We start from the raw sequence: 16,384 nt of genomic DNA, 5'->3' as shown, positions 1-16,384 counted from the left end.
AGACAGCGTCACATCAGGCCATCCGTTTCAGCTTATTCATCAATTCGCGGATGTTGCTGCACCAGGCGAGTACGTTTCGCCTGCAAATCGGCAATCTCGTGGTCAATATCATCGATTTTCTGCTCGATATTATCGTAATGCTCGACGAGAATTTCCTTCGCTTCCTGTATATCTGACGCCGCCGGTGTCGCACCTTTCAACGGACGATTCGCCGTCTCTTTCATGGTTACGCCGGTGATTAAACCAACCACCGCCACTACCATCAGGTAATAGGCAGGCATCATCAAATTCTGCGAGCTTTCGACCAGCCAGGCCGCCAGCGTTGGCGTCAGACCGGCAACCAGCACCGAAATATTAAATGCCGCCGCCAGCGCGCTGTAACGGATATGCGTCGGGAACATCGCTGGCAAGGTAGAGGCCATAACGCCCGTAAAGCAGTTAAGGATCACCGCCAGCATCAGTAACCCGGCAAAAATCAGGCCGATGACGTTACTGTTAATCAGAATAAACGCCGGGATCGCCAACACAAACAGTGCAACACTACCAAGTAGCACAAACGGACGACGGCCAAAACGGTCACTCAGCAAGCCCATCACCGGCTGGACAAACAGCATACCGATCATAATGGCGATAATAATCAGCACCCCGTGGTCTTCGGAGTAATGCAGGTTATGCGACAAATAACTCGGCATATAGGTCAGCAACATGTAGTAAGTCACGTTGGTGGCAATTACCAGACCAATACATGTCAACAGGCTGCGCCAGTATTTAGTGGCAATCTCTTTAAACGAGACTTTCGGGCCATCCTGCAAACCTTCGCGGTCGCCCTGCTCCAGTTTATCAACATGCTGCTGGAACGCCGGAGTCTCTTCCAGCGCATGGCGCAGGTAAAGCCCGATAATCCCTAACGGCAGAGCAATAAAGAACGGAATACGCCAGCCCCAGTCGAGGAAGTTCGCTTCGCCGACAATGGTCGAAATTAACACCACCACGCCCGCACCCAGCACAAACCCGGCAATAGAACCGAAGTCCAGCCAGCTGCCCATAAAGCCACGTTTACGGTCAGGGGAGTATTCCGCAACAAATATCGACGCCCCGGTATATTCACCGCCGACCGAGAAACCTTGTGCCATCTTACAGATCAACAGCAGAATCGGTGCCCAAATACCAATCGTGTCGTAGGACGGTATTAAGCCAATACAGAACGTACTGATCGACATAATCACAATAGTGATAGCGAGGATCTTCTGGCGACCATATTTATCGCCCAACATACCAAAGAAGAGTCCACCAAGCGGTCGAATCAGAAAGGGAACGGAGAAAGTGGCAAGTGCAGCAACCATCTGCACGCTGGGGTCAGCCCCCGGGAAAAAAACTTTACCTAATGCGTAAGCAACAAAACCATAAACACCAAAATCGAACCATTCCATTGCATTACCCAGTGATGCTGCGGTAATGGCTTTACGCAGTTTACCGTCATCAATAATAGTGACATCACGAAGGGTAATTGGTTTTACTTTTTTCCTTTTCAGCATAGCTTTCCTCGCAGAGTTGGCCCATTTCCGCAAACGCCAGAAAAATCAGCGCGACGGCCGCAAAAGGGGAGCGGGAATTGCAGGATGCAATCTCTGTAACAAGCGTAGCGGGTTTGCTTACACCCTCCGGTTAAGGAATGTACAATCAAACCAGTTGACGCCTGAATTGGGCAGTTAATGACCTTTTTACCCTACCAGTGTTTAAATTTGTGATCAACTTCACACATGGATTTCGTTTAGGACTCATTGATGTAACTGATTATTTACACCAAATTTACAGAGAAGATTTCCTCGACCATTGCCCCCGCCAGACGCTGCGCTGAACAGAGTCGTGGCATCCCCAGCGCGACAGTTTGCCAGCGTTGGGTCACTGACCAGCAAACGGGTTGTTTATCTGCCGTGGTCCACTTTCCCAGCCAACTTAAAAAATCAGCATGATCCCCGCCCGTCGGAATGGTCGAAGAGGCAAACCACTGATGGTAATAGTGACGCGTGGTCGGTGCCGCATTGATACTCTCTGCCAGATGTTGTGTCGCTTTCTCGCGCAAATCACCCAGCAACAACGCCACCGCTTGCGGGCTTCCCAGACGGCAGGCATCGCCAAATGCCCCCCAGCGCAACTCCTCCAGAACGATAAAACAGCGCCCAGGCAACGACCAGGCGTTATACGCCCCAGCACGCCAGCGGGTAAAAATTTGCTCGCTCTGATCACCTGCCTGCACCAGTAGGCCTCGTTGCGTTAACGCCTTTTCCTTCCAGCGACAACGGGCTGAAAACCACTCATACAAGGCGGCAATTTGCTGGGGGAGCTCCGGGAAAGCAGAGTGCTGGCGGTGATCCATTTTTTGCAGCAGCGCCAGATGTTGCGCGATCTGCGTCAGCGCCAGATGACCGGGATCCAGCATCGACGCCAGTTTTTCCACCAATGTCAGACGCAGGCTAAGCGGCGCATTTAACATCCCGCCGTTCGTCCATGCCTGAAGCTGCACACGCGCAAGAAGTTCCTGCATCAGTCGTTCACGAAACTGCTGCTGATGGGCTTGTGGATGGCGGGCATCATCGCCCTGCGCCAGATCCACTAAAAAGCGCGGATGAACCGACTCCAGCACGCGACCGGGGCCGTCCAGTAACGTCTTGATCAATATCGTTCTGCCGTGAAAAGTGTTTGAATATCATCGCGTAACAGCTGAGCGTCGATGTAAATCCAGCTGTGAGTCATCACAGCCTGCTGCAATTGCTGCTGCATCAGCCTGACCACCGATTCATTTTGTTGACGCAGAGCCAGGCTTTCGCGTAAACGCGTCTGTAATTCCGTCAAACATGAAGCGAACTCAGCGAAAAAAGTATTCATGCCTGCCGTAACAGATTCATCGACCTGCTCTGCCAAAACTTTAGCCATTTGTTGGCAATAAAGATCGACTTCTGCGCTTAATGCTCGTTGCAACACACTGTAATCAACCGTCTCTGTCGGGGATTTCTCATTTCCCCGTCCCCAGTCGGGCTGATTCAACCAGCGCGAAAAAGTCTCACGCACAACGCCTAAACGCGTGCTCTGCTCGTCCGTTGCTTCCTGGCGCGAAATGACTTCACTGAACAGCTGGCGAGTGTTGAAGTGGGGAACTGCGCCGTGAAAAACAGGAAAATGAAACCCAGGACGAAACCCTGACTCGCTCAATTCCATTTTGATTTGTTGCTCAATGGGGCGAATAACATCGGTTAACACCCGGCAAAGGGTGGATTCCAGCTCGGCAAAACGCAGCGTAAAGTCGCGACTGATGGTGTTCTGCGCCGTCTGTAACAGTGTCTCACAGCGGGTACGAATCTCGCTTAACGGCTCCGAATCATCCTGAAACAAGGCGGCAAACTGGGCATTCAGCGCATCTTGCTGTTGACGCAGAAAGTGGTTGGCGGAGGTCAGGGCCAGCTCGATTTCATGTTTAATCTCGCCGCTCACCTGCGCCTGATTGAGTTGCAATAGCTGCAAACTTTCTTCGACCTGATGGATATTTTGCCGCAATTGTTCACAAGCGACGTTTAACCCGTGCGCACGAAAATCCAGGTATTCCCGCGCCTGCTGCGCGTAATTCAACAGTTTATGCGCGGCAGATCGCAGAGCATACAACGAGGCGTTAGCGTAAGCGGCATGAAGCAACGCCTGAATTGGCTGGGCGAACAGCGAATCTTCCCACAACTGATCGGCAGCATGACGAATATGTTCGAGGTCAGCCAGATCGGCATGACGCCAGCGCCTGCCGAGCGCGGCATGGGCAAAATCTTCCACCCAGCGTTGTTGCTCTGGCGGTGGTAACTTACCGTTGTTGGCTAACTCATGGCGCGCCCGATTCGCCAGGTAGCCCCACATCGACGACACCGGAAATATCTGCTGTGGCGTAATACAGCCTTTCATCAGCGTCCCGGAAATCAGTGCCCGCACCTGGTCGGCGTCGTCACTGTTACGATCCTGTTGATCGAACTTATTGACCAGCACATACAGCGGCACCGATTGCCCCACCGCCAAAATCGCCTCACGGACCTCTTCATCGGAGATCGATTTCAGTTGCGTATAATCCAGCACCGCCAGTACCGCCGAGGCGCGTGCCAGCTGCTGGTTAAGCATTTTTTGCAGATGCGGTTGCCCGGCTTCATTTGGCCCGGGGGTATCCAGTAACGTCAATTGACCGGGATAACTCTCCAGCCCCGCCAGATGGACAAACTCCACTTCAATCACGGGAATATGCTCAATGGCGGCGTAAGCAGAAAAAGGAAAATCGACGTCCAGCGCCTTCGCCAGTCGCACCAAATCATTCAAACTTTTCAGACAATGAAAAATAGGCTGGGCACCCAGATAATATTTTTCGAAAGCGACGCCATTTTCGATCCGCTGCATAAGCGCACGCATATCTTTATCTATTTCCAGCACATCGGTCAGATGCTTAATATCGCAATCACGCAGGCGCTGTTGTAATTTTTGAATTAAACAATCGATTGGCGCGACATGTGAAAAATGCAGTACCGGTTCCTTTTGCCCGGGCGTATGGCGAATAAGCGTCGGCAGCGCAGTCATTGGGCGATTACGATTAGGCAAAACCTCCGTACCAACAATGGCATTAATGGTGGTTGATTTCCCTGCTTTCATGGTACCGACAATCGCCAGCACCATTTCCAGTCGGGAAATTTTACGCAACTCATTATTCAGCATCGCGTGACGTTCGGCGATATTAGGCTGACTCCAGGGTAAAGCCAGTTGTGGCGCATCGTCTCCGGGGACAGAGAGAGGCATTTTTTCCAGTAACTGCAACTGTTGGCGAGAAAGCTGTAACAGGCGTTCAGCCTCCTGACTTAACTCATACAGGGTCTGTGTGTACATAGAAAATTCTTCCTTAAAGCAAATTTTGTTACTTTTATTTAGCCAGATTGTTTTTGAGTTCTGTTTTCGGCTTTTATAATTACTGCAAGAAATAATTTTATATTTAGAGTGTTGTTTTTTATTAGAATAAATAACGTCTTCCGATACGTTTAAAACGTCAGAAAGATAAAAATATCATTTGAATTAAAAAAAGAACAAGTAGAGCATTAACCTTATCTTAAATAATAAATGGAGGCAAAAAGATTATTTTCTTTTTGCGTTTCCTTTCAAATGAAAACGATCGTCGTCTAAAATCAGCAGTACCCCCGACAAACTCAGGGATTTTGTGTATAATTGCGGCCTTTTTCGGCAATCTGCCGTTTTTTGGCGCTTTTGCCCTGCTGACTTTTGAGGAAATCCACATGTCATTACCACACTGCCCAAAATGCAACTCCGAATACACCTACGAAGATAACGGCATGTACATCTGCCCGGAATGTGCCTACGAATGGAACGACGCAGAACCTGCACAGGAAAGCGACGAGCTGATCGTTAAAGATGCTAACGGCAATCTGCTGGCTGACGGCGACAGCGTTACCATCATTAAAGATCTGAAGGTGAAAGGTAGCTCTTCGATGCTGAAAATTGGCACCAAAGTGAAAAACATCCGCCTGGTTGAAGGCGACCATAACATCGATTGCAAAATCGACGGTTTTGGTCCGATGAAACTGAAATCTGAGTTTGTGAAAAAGAACTGATTGTATTGTGATCGGTAAGCCGGATAAGGCGCTCGCGCCGCATCCGGCAACGATGCCGACTGCCTGATGCGACGCTGACCGCGTCTTATCAGGCTTCCCTCTCATCTGTATAAATTTCGAACTACACTTAACTGGCTTCTCTTAACTGAGGTCACCATCATGCCGTTAAGTCCCTACCTCTCTTTTGCCGGTAACTGTGCCGACGCAATTGCTTATTATCAACGTACGTTGGGCGCTGAACTGATCTATAAAATCAGCTTCGGCGAAATGCCAAAATCAGCGCAGGACAGCGCCGAGAACTGCCCTTCCGGAATGCAATTTCCCGATACCGCCATCGCCCACGCCAATGTGCGCATTGCCGGAAGCGATATCATGATGAGCGATGCTATACCGTCAGGAAAAGCCAGCTACTCCGGCTTTACGTTAGTGCTCGATTCGCAACAGGTCGAAGAAGGGAAACGCTGGTTTGACAATCTTGCCGCCAACGGAAAAATCGAAATGGCCTGGCAGGAAACTTTCTGGGCGCATGGCTTCGGCAAAGTCACCGATAAATTTGGCGTACCGTGGATGATTAATGTCGTCAAACAACAACCAACGCAATAATCCGCCGGGAGGCCCGCCCTCCCGCACTGTCATCGAATTCCCGTTAACTCTTCATCTGTTAGTCACTTTTAATTAACCAAATCGTCACAATAATCCGCCACGATGGAGCCACTTTTTTAGGGAGGCTGCATCATGCAAACGATTATCCGTGTCGAGAAGCTCGCCAAAACCTTCAATCAGCATCAGGCGCTGCACGCGGTTGATCTGAACATTCATCACGGTGAAATGGTGGCTCTGCTTGGGCCGTCGGGTTCCGGCAAATCCACCCTTTTACGTCACTTAAGCGGTTTGATTACCGGCGATAAATCTGCCGGTAGCCATATCGAGCTGCTGGGCCGCACAGTCCAGCGCGAAGGCCGCCTGGCCCGCGATATCCGCAAAAGCCGCGCCAACACCGGCTACATCTTCCAACAATTCAACCTGGTGAATCGCCTGAGCGTACTGGAGAACGTGCTGATTGGCGCGCTCGGCAGCACGCCATTCTGGCGCACCTGTTTTAGCTACTTCACCCGCGAGCAGAAACAGCGCGCGTTACAGGCGCTGACCCGCGTTGGCATGGTGCATTTTGCCCATCAGCGCGTTTCCACCCTCTCCGGCGGGCAACAGCAGCGTGTGGCGATTGCCCGCGCGCTGATGCAGCAGGCGAAGGTGATTCTGGCGGACGAACCCATCGCCTCGCTGGACCCGGAATCAGCGCGCATCGTGATGGACACCCTGCGCGACATCAACCAGAACGACGGCATTACCGTGGTCGTCACGCTGCATCAGGTGGATTACGCCCTGCGCTACTGCGAACGCATCGTCGCCCTGCGCCAGGGGCACGTCTTCTACGACGGCAGCAGCCAACAGTTTGATAACGAACGCTTTGATCATCTCTATCGCAGCATCAACCGCGTCGAAGAGAACGCGAAAGCTGCCTGACATCCCCATCATTGAGGAAAACGAATGAACGCTAAGATAATTGCCTCGCTGGCCTTCACCAGCATGTTCAGCCTCAGCACCCTGTTAAGCCCGGCGCACGCCGAAGAGCAGGAAAAGGCGCTGAATTTCGGCATTATTTCAACGGAATCACAGCAAAACCTGAAACCGCAATGGACGCCGTTCTTACAGGATATGGAGAAGAAGCTGGGCGTGAAGGTCAACGCCTTCTTTGCCCCGGACTACGCGGGCATTATCCAGGGAATGCGCTTCAACAAAGTGGATATCGCCTGGTACGGCAATCTGTCGGCGATGGAAGCGGTGGATCGCGCCAACGGTCAGGTCTTCGCCCAGACGGTCGCGGCGGATGGATCGCCGGGTTACTGGAGCGTGTTGATCGTCAACAAAGATAGTCCGATCAACAACCTGAACGATCTGCTGGCGAAGCGGAAAGATCTCACCTTCGGCAATGGCGATCCTAACTCCACCTCTGGCTTCCTCGTCCCCGGTTACTACGTCTTTGCCAAAAACAATATCTCCGCCAGCGACTTCAAACGCACCGTCAACGCCGGGCATGAAACCAACGCGCTGGCCGTCGCCAACAAGCAGGTGGATGTGGCGACCAACAACACCGAAAACCTCGACAAGCTGAAAACCTCCGCGCCAGAGAAGCTGAAAGAACTGAAGGTGATCTGGAAGTCGCCGCTGATCCCAGGCGATCCGATCGTCTGGCGCAAAAATCTGTCCGAAACCACCAAAGACAAGATCTACGACTTCTTTATGAACTACGGCAAAACGCCGGAAGAGAAAGCGGTGCTGGAGCGCCTGGGCTGGGCCCCGTTCCGCGCCTCCAGCGACCTGCAACTGGTGCCGATTCGCCAGCTCGCACTGTTTAAAGAGATGCAGGGCGTGAAAAGCAATAAAGGGCTGAATGAGCAGGACAAGCTGGCAAAAACTAGCGCCATTCAGGCGCAGCTGGATGACCTGGACCGCCTGAACAACGCGTTAAGCGCGATGAGTTCGGTGAGTAAAGCGGTGCAGTAATGTGCTCGATCGGTCCCCTCTCCCACAGGGAGAGGGAGAAAACATTAAACGGAGCAATATATGCAAACCATCACCATCGCCCCACCCAAGCGCAGCTGGTTCTCGCTTCTGAGCTGGGCCATTGTTCTCGCCGTGCTGGTCGTCTCGTGGCAGGGCGCGGAAATGGCCCCGCTCACGCTGATTAAAGACGGCGGCAACATGGCGACGTTCGCTGCCGACTTCTTCCCGCCCGATTTCAGCCAGTGGCAGGATTACCTCACCGAAATGGCCGTCACGCTGCAAATCGCCGTCTGGGGCACCGCGCTGGCGGTGGTTCTCTCCATCCCCTTTGGCCTGATGAGCGCCGAAAACCTGGTGCCGTGGTGGGTTTACCAACCCGTTCGCCGCCTGATGGACGCCTGCCGCGCCATTAACGAGATGGTCTTCGCCATGCTGTTCGTGGTCGCCGTCGGTCTCGGTCCGTTCGCTGGCGTACTGGCGCTGTTTATCCACACCACCGGCGTGCTCTCCAAACTGCTTTCCGAAGCGGTAGAAGCAATTGAACCCGGCCCGGTGGAAGGTATTCGCGCCACCGGTGCCAACAAGCTCGAAGAGATCCTCTACGGCGTGCTGCCGCAGGTGATGCCGCTGCTGATCTCCTACTCCCTCTATCGCTTCGAATCCAACGTCCGTTCGGCCACCGTTGTTGGCATGGTCGGCGCGGGCGGGATCGGCGTCACCCTGTGGGAAGCGATTCGCGGTTTCCAGTTCCAGCAAACCTGCGCCCTGATGGTGCTGATTATCGTCACGGTCAGCCTGCTGGATTTCCTCTCTCAACGGTTGCGTAAGCACTTTATCTGATAAGCGAGGCATTGATATCTATGCACTTGTCTACACATCCGACCAGCTACCCAACACGCTATCAGGAGATAGCCGCAAAACTTGAGCAGGAGCTTCGTCAACACTACCGCTGCGGCGACTATCTTCCCGCCGAGCAGCAACTGGCGGCGCGCTTTGAGGTGAACCGCCACACCCTGCGCCGCGCCATCGACCAACTGGTGGAAAAAGGCTGGGTACAGCGCCGTCAGGGCGTCGGCGTGCTGGTGCTGATGCGCCCGTTCGATTACCCGCTCAACGCCCAGGCGCGTTTTAGCCAGAACCTGCTGGATCAGGGCAGCCATCCCACCAGCGAAAAACTGCTGTCTGTGCTGCGCCCGGCCTCCGGTCACGTCGCTGACGCGCTGGGGATAACCGAGGGCGAGAACGTTATCCACCTGCGCACCCTGCGCCGGGTCAACGGCGTCGCGCTCTGTTTAATCGACCACTACTTTGCGGACCTCACCCTCTGGCCGACGCTGCAACGCTTCGACAGCGGCTCGCTGCACGATTTTCTGCGCGAGCAAATGGGGATTGCGCTGCGCCGCAGCCAGACGCGGATCAGCGCCCGCCGCGCCCAGGCCAAAGAGTGCCAGCGTCTTGAAATCCCGAATATGTCGCCGCTGCTGTGCGTGCGCACCCTTAACCACCGTGACGGTGAAAGCAGCCCGGCGGAGTACTCCGTCAGCCTGACGCGCGCCGACATGATTGAATTCACTATGGAGCACTGAATGCACGCAGATACCGCGACCCGCCAGCACTGGATGTCCGTACTGGCACACAGCCAACCGGCGGAACTGGCAGCCCGCCTGAAGGCGCTGAACATCACTGCCGACTATGAAGTAATCCGCACTGCCGAAACTGGCCTGGTGCAGATTCAGGCTCGAATGGGCGGCACCGGCGAACGCTTTTTTGCTGGCGACGCCACGCTCACCCGCGCCGCCGTCCGCCTGACTGACGGCACGCTCGGCTACAGCTGGGTGCTGGGGCGCGACAAACAGCACGCCGAACGCTGCGCGCTGATCGACGCGCTGATGCAGCAATCTCGCCACTTTCAAAACTTATCAGAAACTCTTATTGCCCCGCTGGACGCTGACCGTATGGCACGCATTGCCGCACGCCAGGCCGAAGTAAACGCCAGCCGGGTCGACTTCTTTACGATGGTTCGCGGAGACAACGCATGACCCTGGAAACCGCTTTTATGCTTCCCGTGCAGGATGCCCAGCACAGTTTTCGTCGCCTGTTAAAGGCCATGAGCGAGCCGGGCGTGATTGTCGCCCTGCATCAGCTCAAACGCGGCTGGCAGCCGCTGAATATCGCCACCACCAGCGTGCTGCTGACACTGGCCGATAACGACACGCCGGTGTGGCTTTCTGCGCCATTAAGTAACGATATCGTCAGCCAGAGCCTGCGTTTTCATACCAACACGCCGCTGGTCAGCCAGCCGGAACAGGCGACCTTCGCGGTAACGGATGAGGCGATTTCCAGCGAACAGCTCAACGCTCTTTCCAGCGGCACCGCTGTTGCGCCGGAAGCGGGCGCGACGCTGATTTTACAGGTCGCCAGCCTGAGCGGCGGGCGCATGCTGCGCCTTACTGGCGCGGGTATTGCCGAAGAACGAATGATCGCCCCGCAGCTGCCGGAGTGCATTCTGCACGAACTTACCGAGCGCCCGCACCCGTTCCCGCTCGGCATCGACCTGATCCTGACCTGCGGCGAGCGGCTGCTGGCTATCCCGCGAACCACTCATGTGGAGGTGTGCTGATGTACGTTGCCGTGAAAGGGGGCGAGAAGGCGATCGACGCCGCCCACGCCCTGCAAGAGAGCCGACGCCGGGGCAATACCGATTTGCCTGAACTGAGCGTCGCCCAGATTGAACAGCAGCTTAACCTCGCGGTAGATCGCGTGATGACCGAAGGCGGCATTGCCGACCGCGAACTGGCGGCGCTGGCGCTGAAACAGGCCAGCGGCGATAACGTCGAAGCAATTTTCCTGCTGCGCGCCTACCGTACCACGCTGGCGAAGCTTGCGGTAAGCGAGCCGCTCGACACCACCGGGATGCGTCTCGAACGGCGTATTTCAGCGGTGTATAAAGATATTCCCGGCGGCCAGCTGCTTGGCCCAACCTACGACTACACCCACCGCCTGCTCGATTTCACCCTGCTGGCAAACGGCGAAGCGCCGACGCTGACCACAGCCGACAGCGAACAACAGCCGTCGCCGCACGTTTTCAGCCTGCTGGCGCGTCAGGGGCTGGCGAAGTTTGAAGAAGATAGCGGCGCACAGCCGGACGACATCACCCGCACGCCGCCGGTTTACCCCTGCTCACGCTCCTCCCGCCTGCAACAATTAATGCGCGGCGACGAAGGCTATTTGCTGGCGCTGGCCTACTCCACCCAGCGTGGTTACGGACGCAATCATCCGTTCGCAGGCGAAATCCGCAGCGGCTATATCGACGTGTCGATTGTGCCGGAAGAGCTGGGATTTGCGGTGAACGTCGGCGAACTGCTGATGACCGAATGTGAAATGGTCAACGGTTTTATCGACCCGCCGGATGAGCCGCCGCACTTCACGCGCGGCTACGGGCTGGTGTTCGGCATGAGCGAGCGCAAAGCGATGGCGATGGCGCTGGTTGACCGTGCATTGCAGGCTCCGGAGTACGGCGAGCACACGACAGGCCCGGCGCAGGATGAAGAGTTCGTGCTGGCGCATGCCGACAACGTCGAAGCCGCAGGCTTTGTCTCGCACCTTAAACTCCCGCACTACGTCGATTTCCAGGCCGAACTGGAGCTACTCAAACGTCTGCAACAGGAGCAGAACCATGGCTAATCTGAGCGGCTACAACTTTGCCTACCTCGACGAGCAGACCAAACGCATGATCCGCCGCGCCATCTTAAAAGCGGTAGCGATCCCCGGTTATCAGGTACCTTTTGGCGGGCGCGAGATGCCGATGCCGTACGGCTGGGGAACTGGTGGTATCCAGCTTACCGCCAGCGTGATTGGCGAAAGCGACGTGTTGAAGGTGATTGACCAGGGTGCGGATGACACCACCAACGCCGTGTCGATTCGCAACTTCTTTAAGCGCGTGACCGGGGTAAACACCACTGAACGTACGGACGATGCGACGCTTATCCAGACGCGTCACCGCATCCCCGAAACGCCGCTGACCGAAGATCAGATCATTATCTTCCAGGTGCCAATCCCGGAACCGCTGCGCTTTATCGAGCCGCGCGAAACGGAAACCCGCACTATGCACGCGCTGGAGGAGTACGGCGTGATGCAGGTGAAACTGTATGAAGATATCGCCCGCTTCGGTCATATCGCCACCACCTATGCCTATCCGGTGAAGGTGAACGGGCGCTACGTGATGGACCCGTCGCCGATCCCGAAATTCGATAACCCAAAAATGGACATGATGCCCGCCCTGCAGCTGTTCGGCGCAGGACGCGAGAAGCGCATCTATGCGGTGCCGCCGTTTACCCGCGTGGAAAGCCTCGATTTCGACGATCACCCGTTCACCGTTCAGCAGTGGGATGAGCCATGCGCCATCTGCGGATCGACCCACAGCTATCTCGACGAAGTGGTGCTGGATGACGCCGGAAACCGCATGTTTGTCTGCTCCGATACCGATTATTGCCGCCAACAGAGCGAGGCAAAAAACCAATGAATCAACCGTTACTTTCGGTCAATAACCTGACCCACCTTTACGCGCCGGGCAAAGGCTTTAGCGATGTCTCTTTTGATTTATGGCCGGGGGAAGTGCTGGGCATCGTCGGGGAATCCGGCTCCGGGAAGACCACGCTGCTGAAATCAATTTCCGCGCGTCTGACGCCGCAGCAAGGGGAGATTCACTATGAAAACCGTTCCCTCTATGGCATGAGCGAGGCCGACCGCCGTCGCCTGCTGCGCACCGAATGGGGCGTGGTGCATCAGCATCCACTCGACGGCCTGCGCCGCCAGGTGTCGGCAGGCGGCAATATCGGCGAGCGGCTGATGGCGACCGGGGCGCGTCATTACGGCGATATTCGCGCCACCGCGCAGAAGTGGCTGGAAGAGGTGGAGATTCCCGCTAACCGGATCGACGACCTGCCAACCACCTTTTCCGGCGGCATGCAGCAGCGTTTGCAGATTGCCCGCAACCTGGTGACGCATCCGAAGCTGGTGTTTATGGATGAACCGACCGGCGGGCTGGATGTATCGGTACAGGCGCGCCTGCTCGATCTGCTGCGCGGTCTGGTGGTGGAGCTGAATCTGGCGGTGGTGATTGTCACCCACGATCTGGGCGTCGCCCGCCTGCTGGCGGACCGTTTGCTGGTGATGAAACAGGGGCAAGTGGTGGAGAGTGGGTTAACCGACCGCGTGCTCGACGACCCGCACCACCCGTACACCCAGTTGCTGGTGTCATCGGTTTTGCAGAATTGAGCCAGTGCTGGATACGGCGTAAACGCCTTATCCGGCCGACAAATGCGCTCCCCGTAGGTCGGATAAGACGCGTCAGCGTCGCATCCGACACCCGAACCACGAGGCGAAAAATGATTAACGTACAAAACGTCAGTAAAACCTTCATCCTGCACCAACAAAACGGCGTGCGCCTGCCCGTCTTACAACGTGCCTCGCTCACCGTCAACGCAGGCGAATGCGTGGTGCTTCACGGCCACTCCGGCAGCGGAAAATCAACCCTGCTGCGCTCGCTGTACGCCAACTATCTGCCCGACGAAGGGCAAATCCAGATCAAACACGGTGAGGAATGGGTAGACCTGGTCACCGCGCCAGCCCGCAAAGTGGTGGAGATCCGCAAAACCACCATCGGCTGGGTGAGCCAGTTTCTGCGCGTCATCCCGCGTATTTCGGCACTGGAAGTGGTGATGCAGCCTCTGCTCGATACCGGCGTACCGCGTGAAGCCTGCGCCGCAAAAGCCGCCCGATTACTGACGCGCCTGAACGTGCCTGAACGCCTGTGGCACCTTGCACCATCGACCTTCTCCGGCGGCGAACAGCAGCGCGTCAACATCGCCCGTGGCTTTATCGTCGACTACCCCATTCTGCTGCTCGACGAACCTACCGCCTCGCTGGACGCCAAAAACAGCGCCGCGGTGGTGGAACTAATTCTCGAAGCTAAAGCCCGTGGCGCAGCCATCGTCGGTATCTTCCATGACGAAGCCGTACGCAATGACGTCGCCGACCGCCTGCACCCGATGGGAGCCTCTTCATGATTATCAATAACGTCAAACTGGTGCTGGAAAATGAAGTGGTGCACGGTTCACTGGAAGTACAGGATGGCGAAATTCGCGCCTTTGCCGAAAGCCAGAGCCGCCAGCCGGAAGCGATGGACGGCGAAGGTGGCTGGCTACTGCCCGGACTGATTGAGCTGCATACCGACAACCTCGATAAATTCTTCACCCCGCGCCCGAAAGTCGACTGGCCCGCCCATTCGGCGATGAGCAGCCACGACGCGCTGATGGTGGCAAGCGGCATCACCACCGTACTGGACGCCGTGGCGATTGGTGATGTGCGCGACGGCGGCGATCGGCTGGAGAATCTGGAGAAGATGATCAACGCCATCGAAGAGACGCAGAAACGCGGCGTCAACCGCGCCGAGCACCGCCTGCACCTGCGCTGCGAACTGCCGCACCACACCACGTTGCCGCTGTTTGAAAAACTGGTGCAGCGCGAACCGGTGACGCTGGTATCGCTGATGGACCACTCGCCGGGCCAGCGCCAGTTCGCCAATCGCGAGAAGTATCGCGAATATTATCAGGGCAAATATTCCCTCACCGATGCGCAGATGCAGCAGTACGAAGAAGAGCAATTGGCGCTCGCCGCACGCTGGTCGCAGCCAAATCGCGAAACCATCGCCGCAATGTGCCGCGCGCGACACATTGCGCTCGCCAGCCACGATGACGCCACGCACGCCCACGTTGCCGAATCCCACCAGCTTGGCAGCGTGATCGCCGAATTTCCCACCACGTTCGAAGCGGCACAAGCCTCGCGCAAGCATGGCATGAACGTGCTGATGGGCGCGCCGAATATCGTGCGCGGAGGTTCGCACTCCGGCAACGTGGCGGCCAGTGAACTGGCGCAGCTTGGCCTGCTGGATATCCTCTCTTCCGACTACTACCCCGCCAGCCTGCTCGATGCGGCATTTCGCGTCGCCGATGACGAGAGCAACCGCTTTACGCTGCCGCAGGCGGTGAAGCTGGTGACTAAAAATCCGGCGCAGGCGCTTAATCTTCAGGATCGCGGAGTGATTGGCGAGGGCAAACGCGCCGACCTGGTGCTGGCGCATCGCAAGGGCAACCACATTCATATCGACCACGTCTGGCGTCAGGGTAAAAGGGTGTTCTGATGACGGGAAAACTGATTTGGTTAATGGGGGCCTCTGGCTCCGGAAAAGACAGTCTGTTGACGGAACTCCGCCAGCGGGAACAAACTCAGCTACTGGTAGCGCATCGCTACATCACGCGCGCCGCCAGCGCCGGAAGTGAAAACCATATCGCCCTGAGCGAGCAGGAGTTTTTTACCCGCGCGGGGCAGAACCTTCTGGCCTTAAGCTGGCACGCCAACGGCCTGTATTATGGCATCGGCGTCGAGATTGATCTCTGGCTGCACGCTGGATTTGACGTGCTGGTCAACGGCTCACGCGCGCATTTGCCGCAGGCGCGGGCGCGCTATCAATCGGCGCTGCTGCCCATTTGCTTACAGGTTTCGCCGGAGATCCTGCGCCAGCGCCTGGAAAACCGTGGCCGTGAAAACGCCAGTGAAATTAACGCCCGGCTGGCGCGCGCCGCCCGCTATACTCCCCAGGATTGCCATACGCTCAATAATGACGGCAGCCTGCGCCAGTCGGTCGACACGCTGCTGACGCTGATTCATCAGAAGGAGAAACACCATGCCTGCTTGTGAGCTTCGCCCGGCCACGCAGTACGATACCGACGCAGTTTACGCGCTGATTTGTGAGCTAAAACAGGCGGAGTTTGACCACCATGCGTTTCGCGTGGGGTTTAACGCCAATCTGCGCGATCCGAACATGCGCTACCATCTGGCGCTGCTGGATGGCGAAGTTGTCGGCATGATCGGCCTGCATTTGCAGTTTCATCTGCATCATGTCAACTGGATCGGCGAAATTCAGGAACTGGTGGTGATGCCGCAGGCGCGCGGTCTGAACATCGGCAGTAAATTACTGGCATGGGCAGAAGAAGAAGCCCGCCAGGCCGGGGCCGAAATGACCGAGCTTTCCACCAACGTGAAGCGCCACGACGCGCACCGTTTTTACCTGCGTGAAGGCTACGAGCAGAGCCACTTCCGCTTCACCAAGGCGCTGTAAT

Annotated in this window: 18 protein-coding genes; 15 read left to right on the top strand and 3 right to left on the bottom strand. The window is 56.1% G+C overall.

The features are described from left to right. Positions 1 to 32 precede the first annotated feature (32 nt). The 3 genes from proP to crfC all read right to left on the bottom strand — a co-directional run bounded on the left by proP (position 33) and on the right by crfC (position 4,902). Complete coding sequence (gene proP / locus G434_RS07745) at positions 33 to 1,535, bottom strand: glycine betaine/L-proline transporter ProP (protein WP_001298520.1); 1,503 nt, start codon at positions 1,533 to 1,535, stop codon at positions 33 to 35. 263 nt (positions 1,536 to 1,798) lie between these two features. After that, a complete protein-coding gene (locus G434_RS07750) occupies positions 1,799 to 2,677 on the bottom strand; it encodes a diguanylate cyclase regulator RdcB family protein (RefSeq protein ID WP_000598103.1) in 879 nt (292 codons plus the stop codon). Beyond that, positions 2,674 to 4,902, bottom strand: coding sequence for a clamp-binding protein CrfC (gene crfC, locus G434_RS07755; RefSeq protein ID WP_000288570.1), 2,229 nt, complete (start codon positions 4,900 to 4,902; stop codon positions 2,674 to 2,676). Before crfC ends, G434_RS07750 begins: the two co-directional genes overlap by 4 nt. 401 nt (positions 4,903 to 5,303) lie before the next feature. Here crfC and G434_RS07760 point away from each other — a divergent pair, with 401 nt between their 5' ends. From G434_RS07760 to phnO, 15 genes are all read left to right on the top strand, one after another. Continuing rightward, positions 5,304 to 5,639: a zinc ribbon domain-containing protein YjdM gene (locus tag G434_RS07760; protein WP_001300891.1), complete on the top strand. Its 336-nt coding sequence runs from the start codon at positions 5,304 to 5,306 to the stop codon at positions 5,637 to 5,639. Between the two features lie 159 nt (positions 5,640 to 5,798). Continuing rightward, the gene (gene yjdN, locus G434_RS07765; protein ID WP_001131311.1) at positions 5,799 to 6,242 is read left to right on the top strand and encodes a VOC family metalloprotein YjdN; all 444 of its coding nucleotides are present in this window, start codon (positions 5,799 to 5,801) and stop codon (positions 6,240 to 6,242) included. Between the two features lie 132 nt (positions 6,243 to 6,374). After that, positions 6,375 to 7,163, top strand: coding sequence for a phosphonate ABC transporter ATP-binding protein (gene phnC / locus G434_RS07770; RefSeq protein WP_001193403.1), 789 nt, complete (start codon positions 6,375 to 6,377; stop codon positions 7,161 to 7,163). Positions 7,164 to 7,187: 24 nt separating this feature from the next. After that, positions 7,188 to 8,204, top strand: a complete 1,017-nt coding sequence (gene phnD / locus G434_RS07775) for a phosphonate ABC transporter substrate-binding protein (protein WP_000991999.1) — start codon at positions 7,188 to 7,190, stop codon at positions 8,202 to 8,204. Between the two features lie 60 nt (positions 8,205 to 8,264). Beyond that, entirely contained in the window at positions 8,265 to 9,044 is a 780-nt protein-coding gene (gene phnE, locus G434_RS07780; protein WP_001193496.1) for a phosphonate ABC transporter, permease protein PhnE, read from the top strand. A 20-nt stretch (positions 9,045 to 9,064) separates the two neighbouring features. Then, the gene (gene phnF, locus G434_RS07785; protein ID WP_001309142.1) at positions 9,065 to 9,790 is read left to right on the top strand and encodes a phosphonate metabolism transcriptional regulator PhnF; all 726 of its coding nucleotides are present in this window, start codon (positions 9,065 to 9,067) and stop codon (positions 9,788 to 9,790) included. Beyond that, positions 9,791 to 10,243 (top strand): phosphonate C-P lyase system protein PhnG, encoded by a 453-nt coding sequence (phnG, locus tag G434_RS07790; RefSeq protein ID WP_000542776.1) that lies wholly within the window; start codon positions 9,791 to 9,793, stop codon positions 10,241 to 10,243. Beyond that, a complete protein-coding gene (gene phnH, locus G434_RS07795) occupies positions 10,240 to 10,824 on the top strand; it encodes a phosphonate C-P lyase system protein PhnH (protein ID WP_000171627.1) in 585 nt (194 codons plus the stop codon). Before phnG ends, phnH begins: the two co-directional genes overlap by 4 nt. Further along, complete coding sequence (gene phnI / locus G434_RS07800; RefSeq protein ID WP_001309141.1) at positions 10,824 to 11,888, top strand: alpha-D-ribose 1-methylphosphonate 5-triphosphate synthase subunit PhnI; 1,065 nt, start codon at positions 10,824 to 10,826, stop codon at positions 11,886 to 11,888. The genes phnH and phnI overlap by 1 nt, the downstream gene beginning before the upstream one ends. Continuing rightward, complete coding sequence (gene phnJ / locus G434_RS07805) at positions 11,881 to 12,726, top strand: alpha-D-ribose 1-methylphosphonate 5-phosphate C-P-lyase PhnJ (protein WP_000002283.1); 846 nt, start codon at positions 11,881 to 11,883, stop codon at positions 12,724 to 12,726. Before phnI ends, phnJ begins: the two co-directional genes overlap by 8 nt. After that, positions 12,723 to 13,481 (top strand): phosphonate C-P lyase system protein PhnK, encoded by a 759-nt coding sequence (gene phnK / locus G434_RS07810; RefSeq protein ID WP_001075518.1) that lies wholly within the window; start codon positions 12,723 to 12,725, stop codon positions 13,479 to 13,481. The genes phnJ and phnK overlap by 4 nt, the downstream gene beginning before the upstream one ends. A gap of 110 nt (positions 13,482 to 13,591) precedes the next feature. After that, positions 13,592 to 14,272 carry a phosphonate C-P lyase system protein PhnL gene (phnL, locus tag G434_RS07815; RefSeq protein ID WP_000611434.1) on the top strand — a complete coding sequence of 227 codons (681 nt, stop codon included), beginning with the start codon at positions 13,592 to 13,594 and terminating at the stop codon, positions 14,270 to 14,272. Further along, a complete protein-coding gene (gene phnM / locus G434_RS07820) occupies positions 14,269 to 15,405 on the top strand; it encodes an alpha-D-ribose 1-methylphosphonate 5-triphosphate diphosphatase (RefSeq protein ID WP_000586311.1) in 1,137 nt (378 codons plus the stop codon). The genes phnL and phnM overlap by 4 nt, the downstream gene beginning before the upstream one ends. Next, a complete protein-coding gene (gene phnN / locus G434_RS07825) occupies positions 15,405 to 15,962 on the top strand; it encodes a ribose 1,5-bisphosphokinase (protein ID WP_000145982.1) in 558 nt (185 codons plus the stop codon). The genes phnM and phnN overlap by 1 nt, the downstream gene beginning before the upstream one ends. Then, entirely contained in the window at positions 15,949 to 16,383 is a 435-nt protein-coding gene (gene phnO / locus G434_RS07830) for an aminoalkylphosphonate N-acetyltransferase (protein ID WP_001110486.1), read from the top strand. The genes phnN and phnO overlap by 14 nt, the downstream gene beginning before the upstream one ends. Position 16,384: the final 1 nt, after the last annotated feature.

This window comes from Escherichia sp. KTE172, assembly GCF_000408845.1.
GTDB lineage: Bacteria > Pseudomonadota > Gammaproteobacteria > Enterobacterales > Enterobacteriaceae > Escherichia > Escherichia coli.
This window is presented reverse-complemented; position numbering and strand designations above follow the sequence as displayed.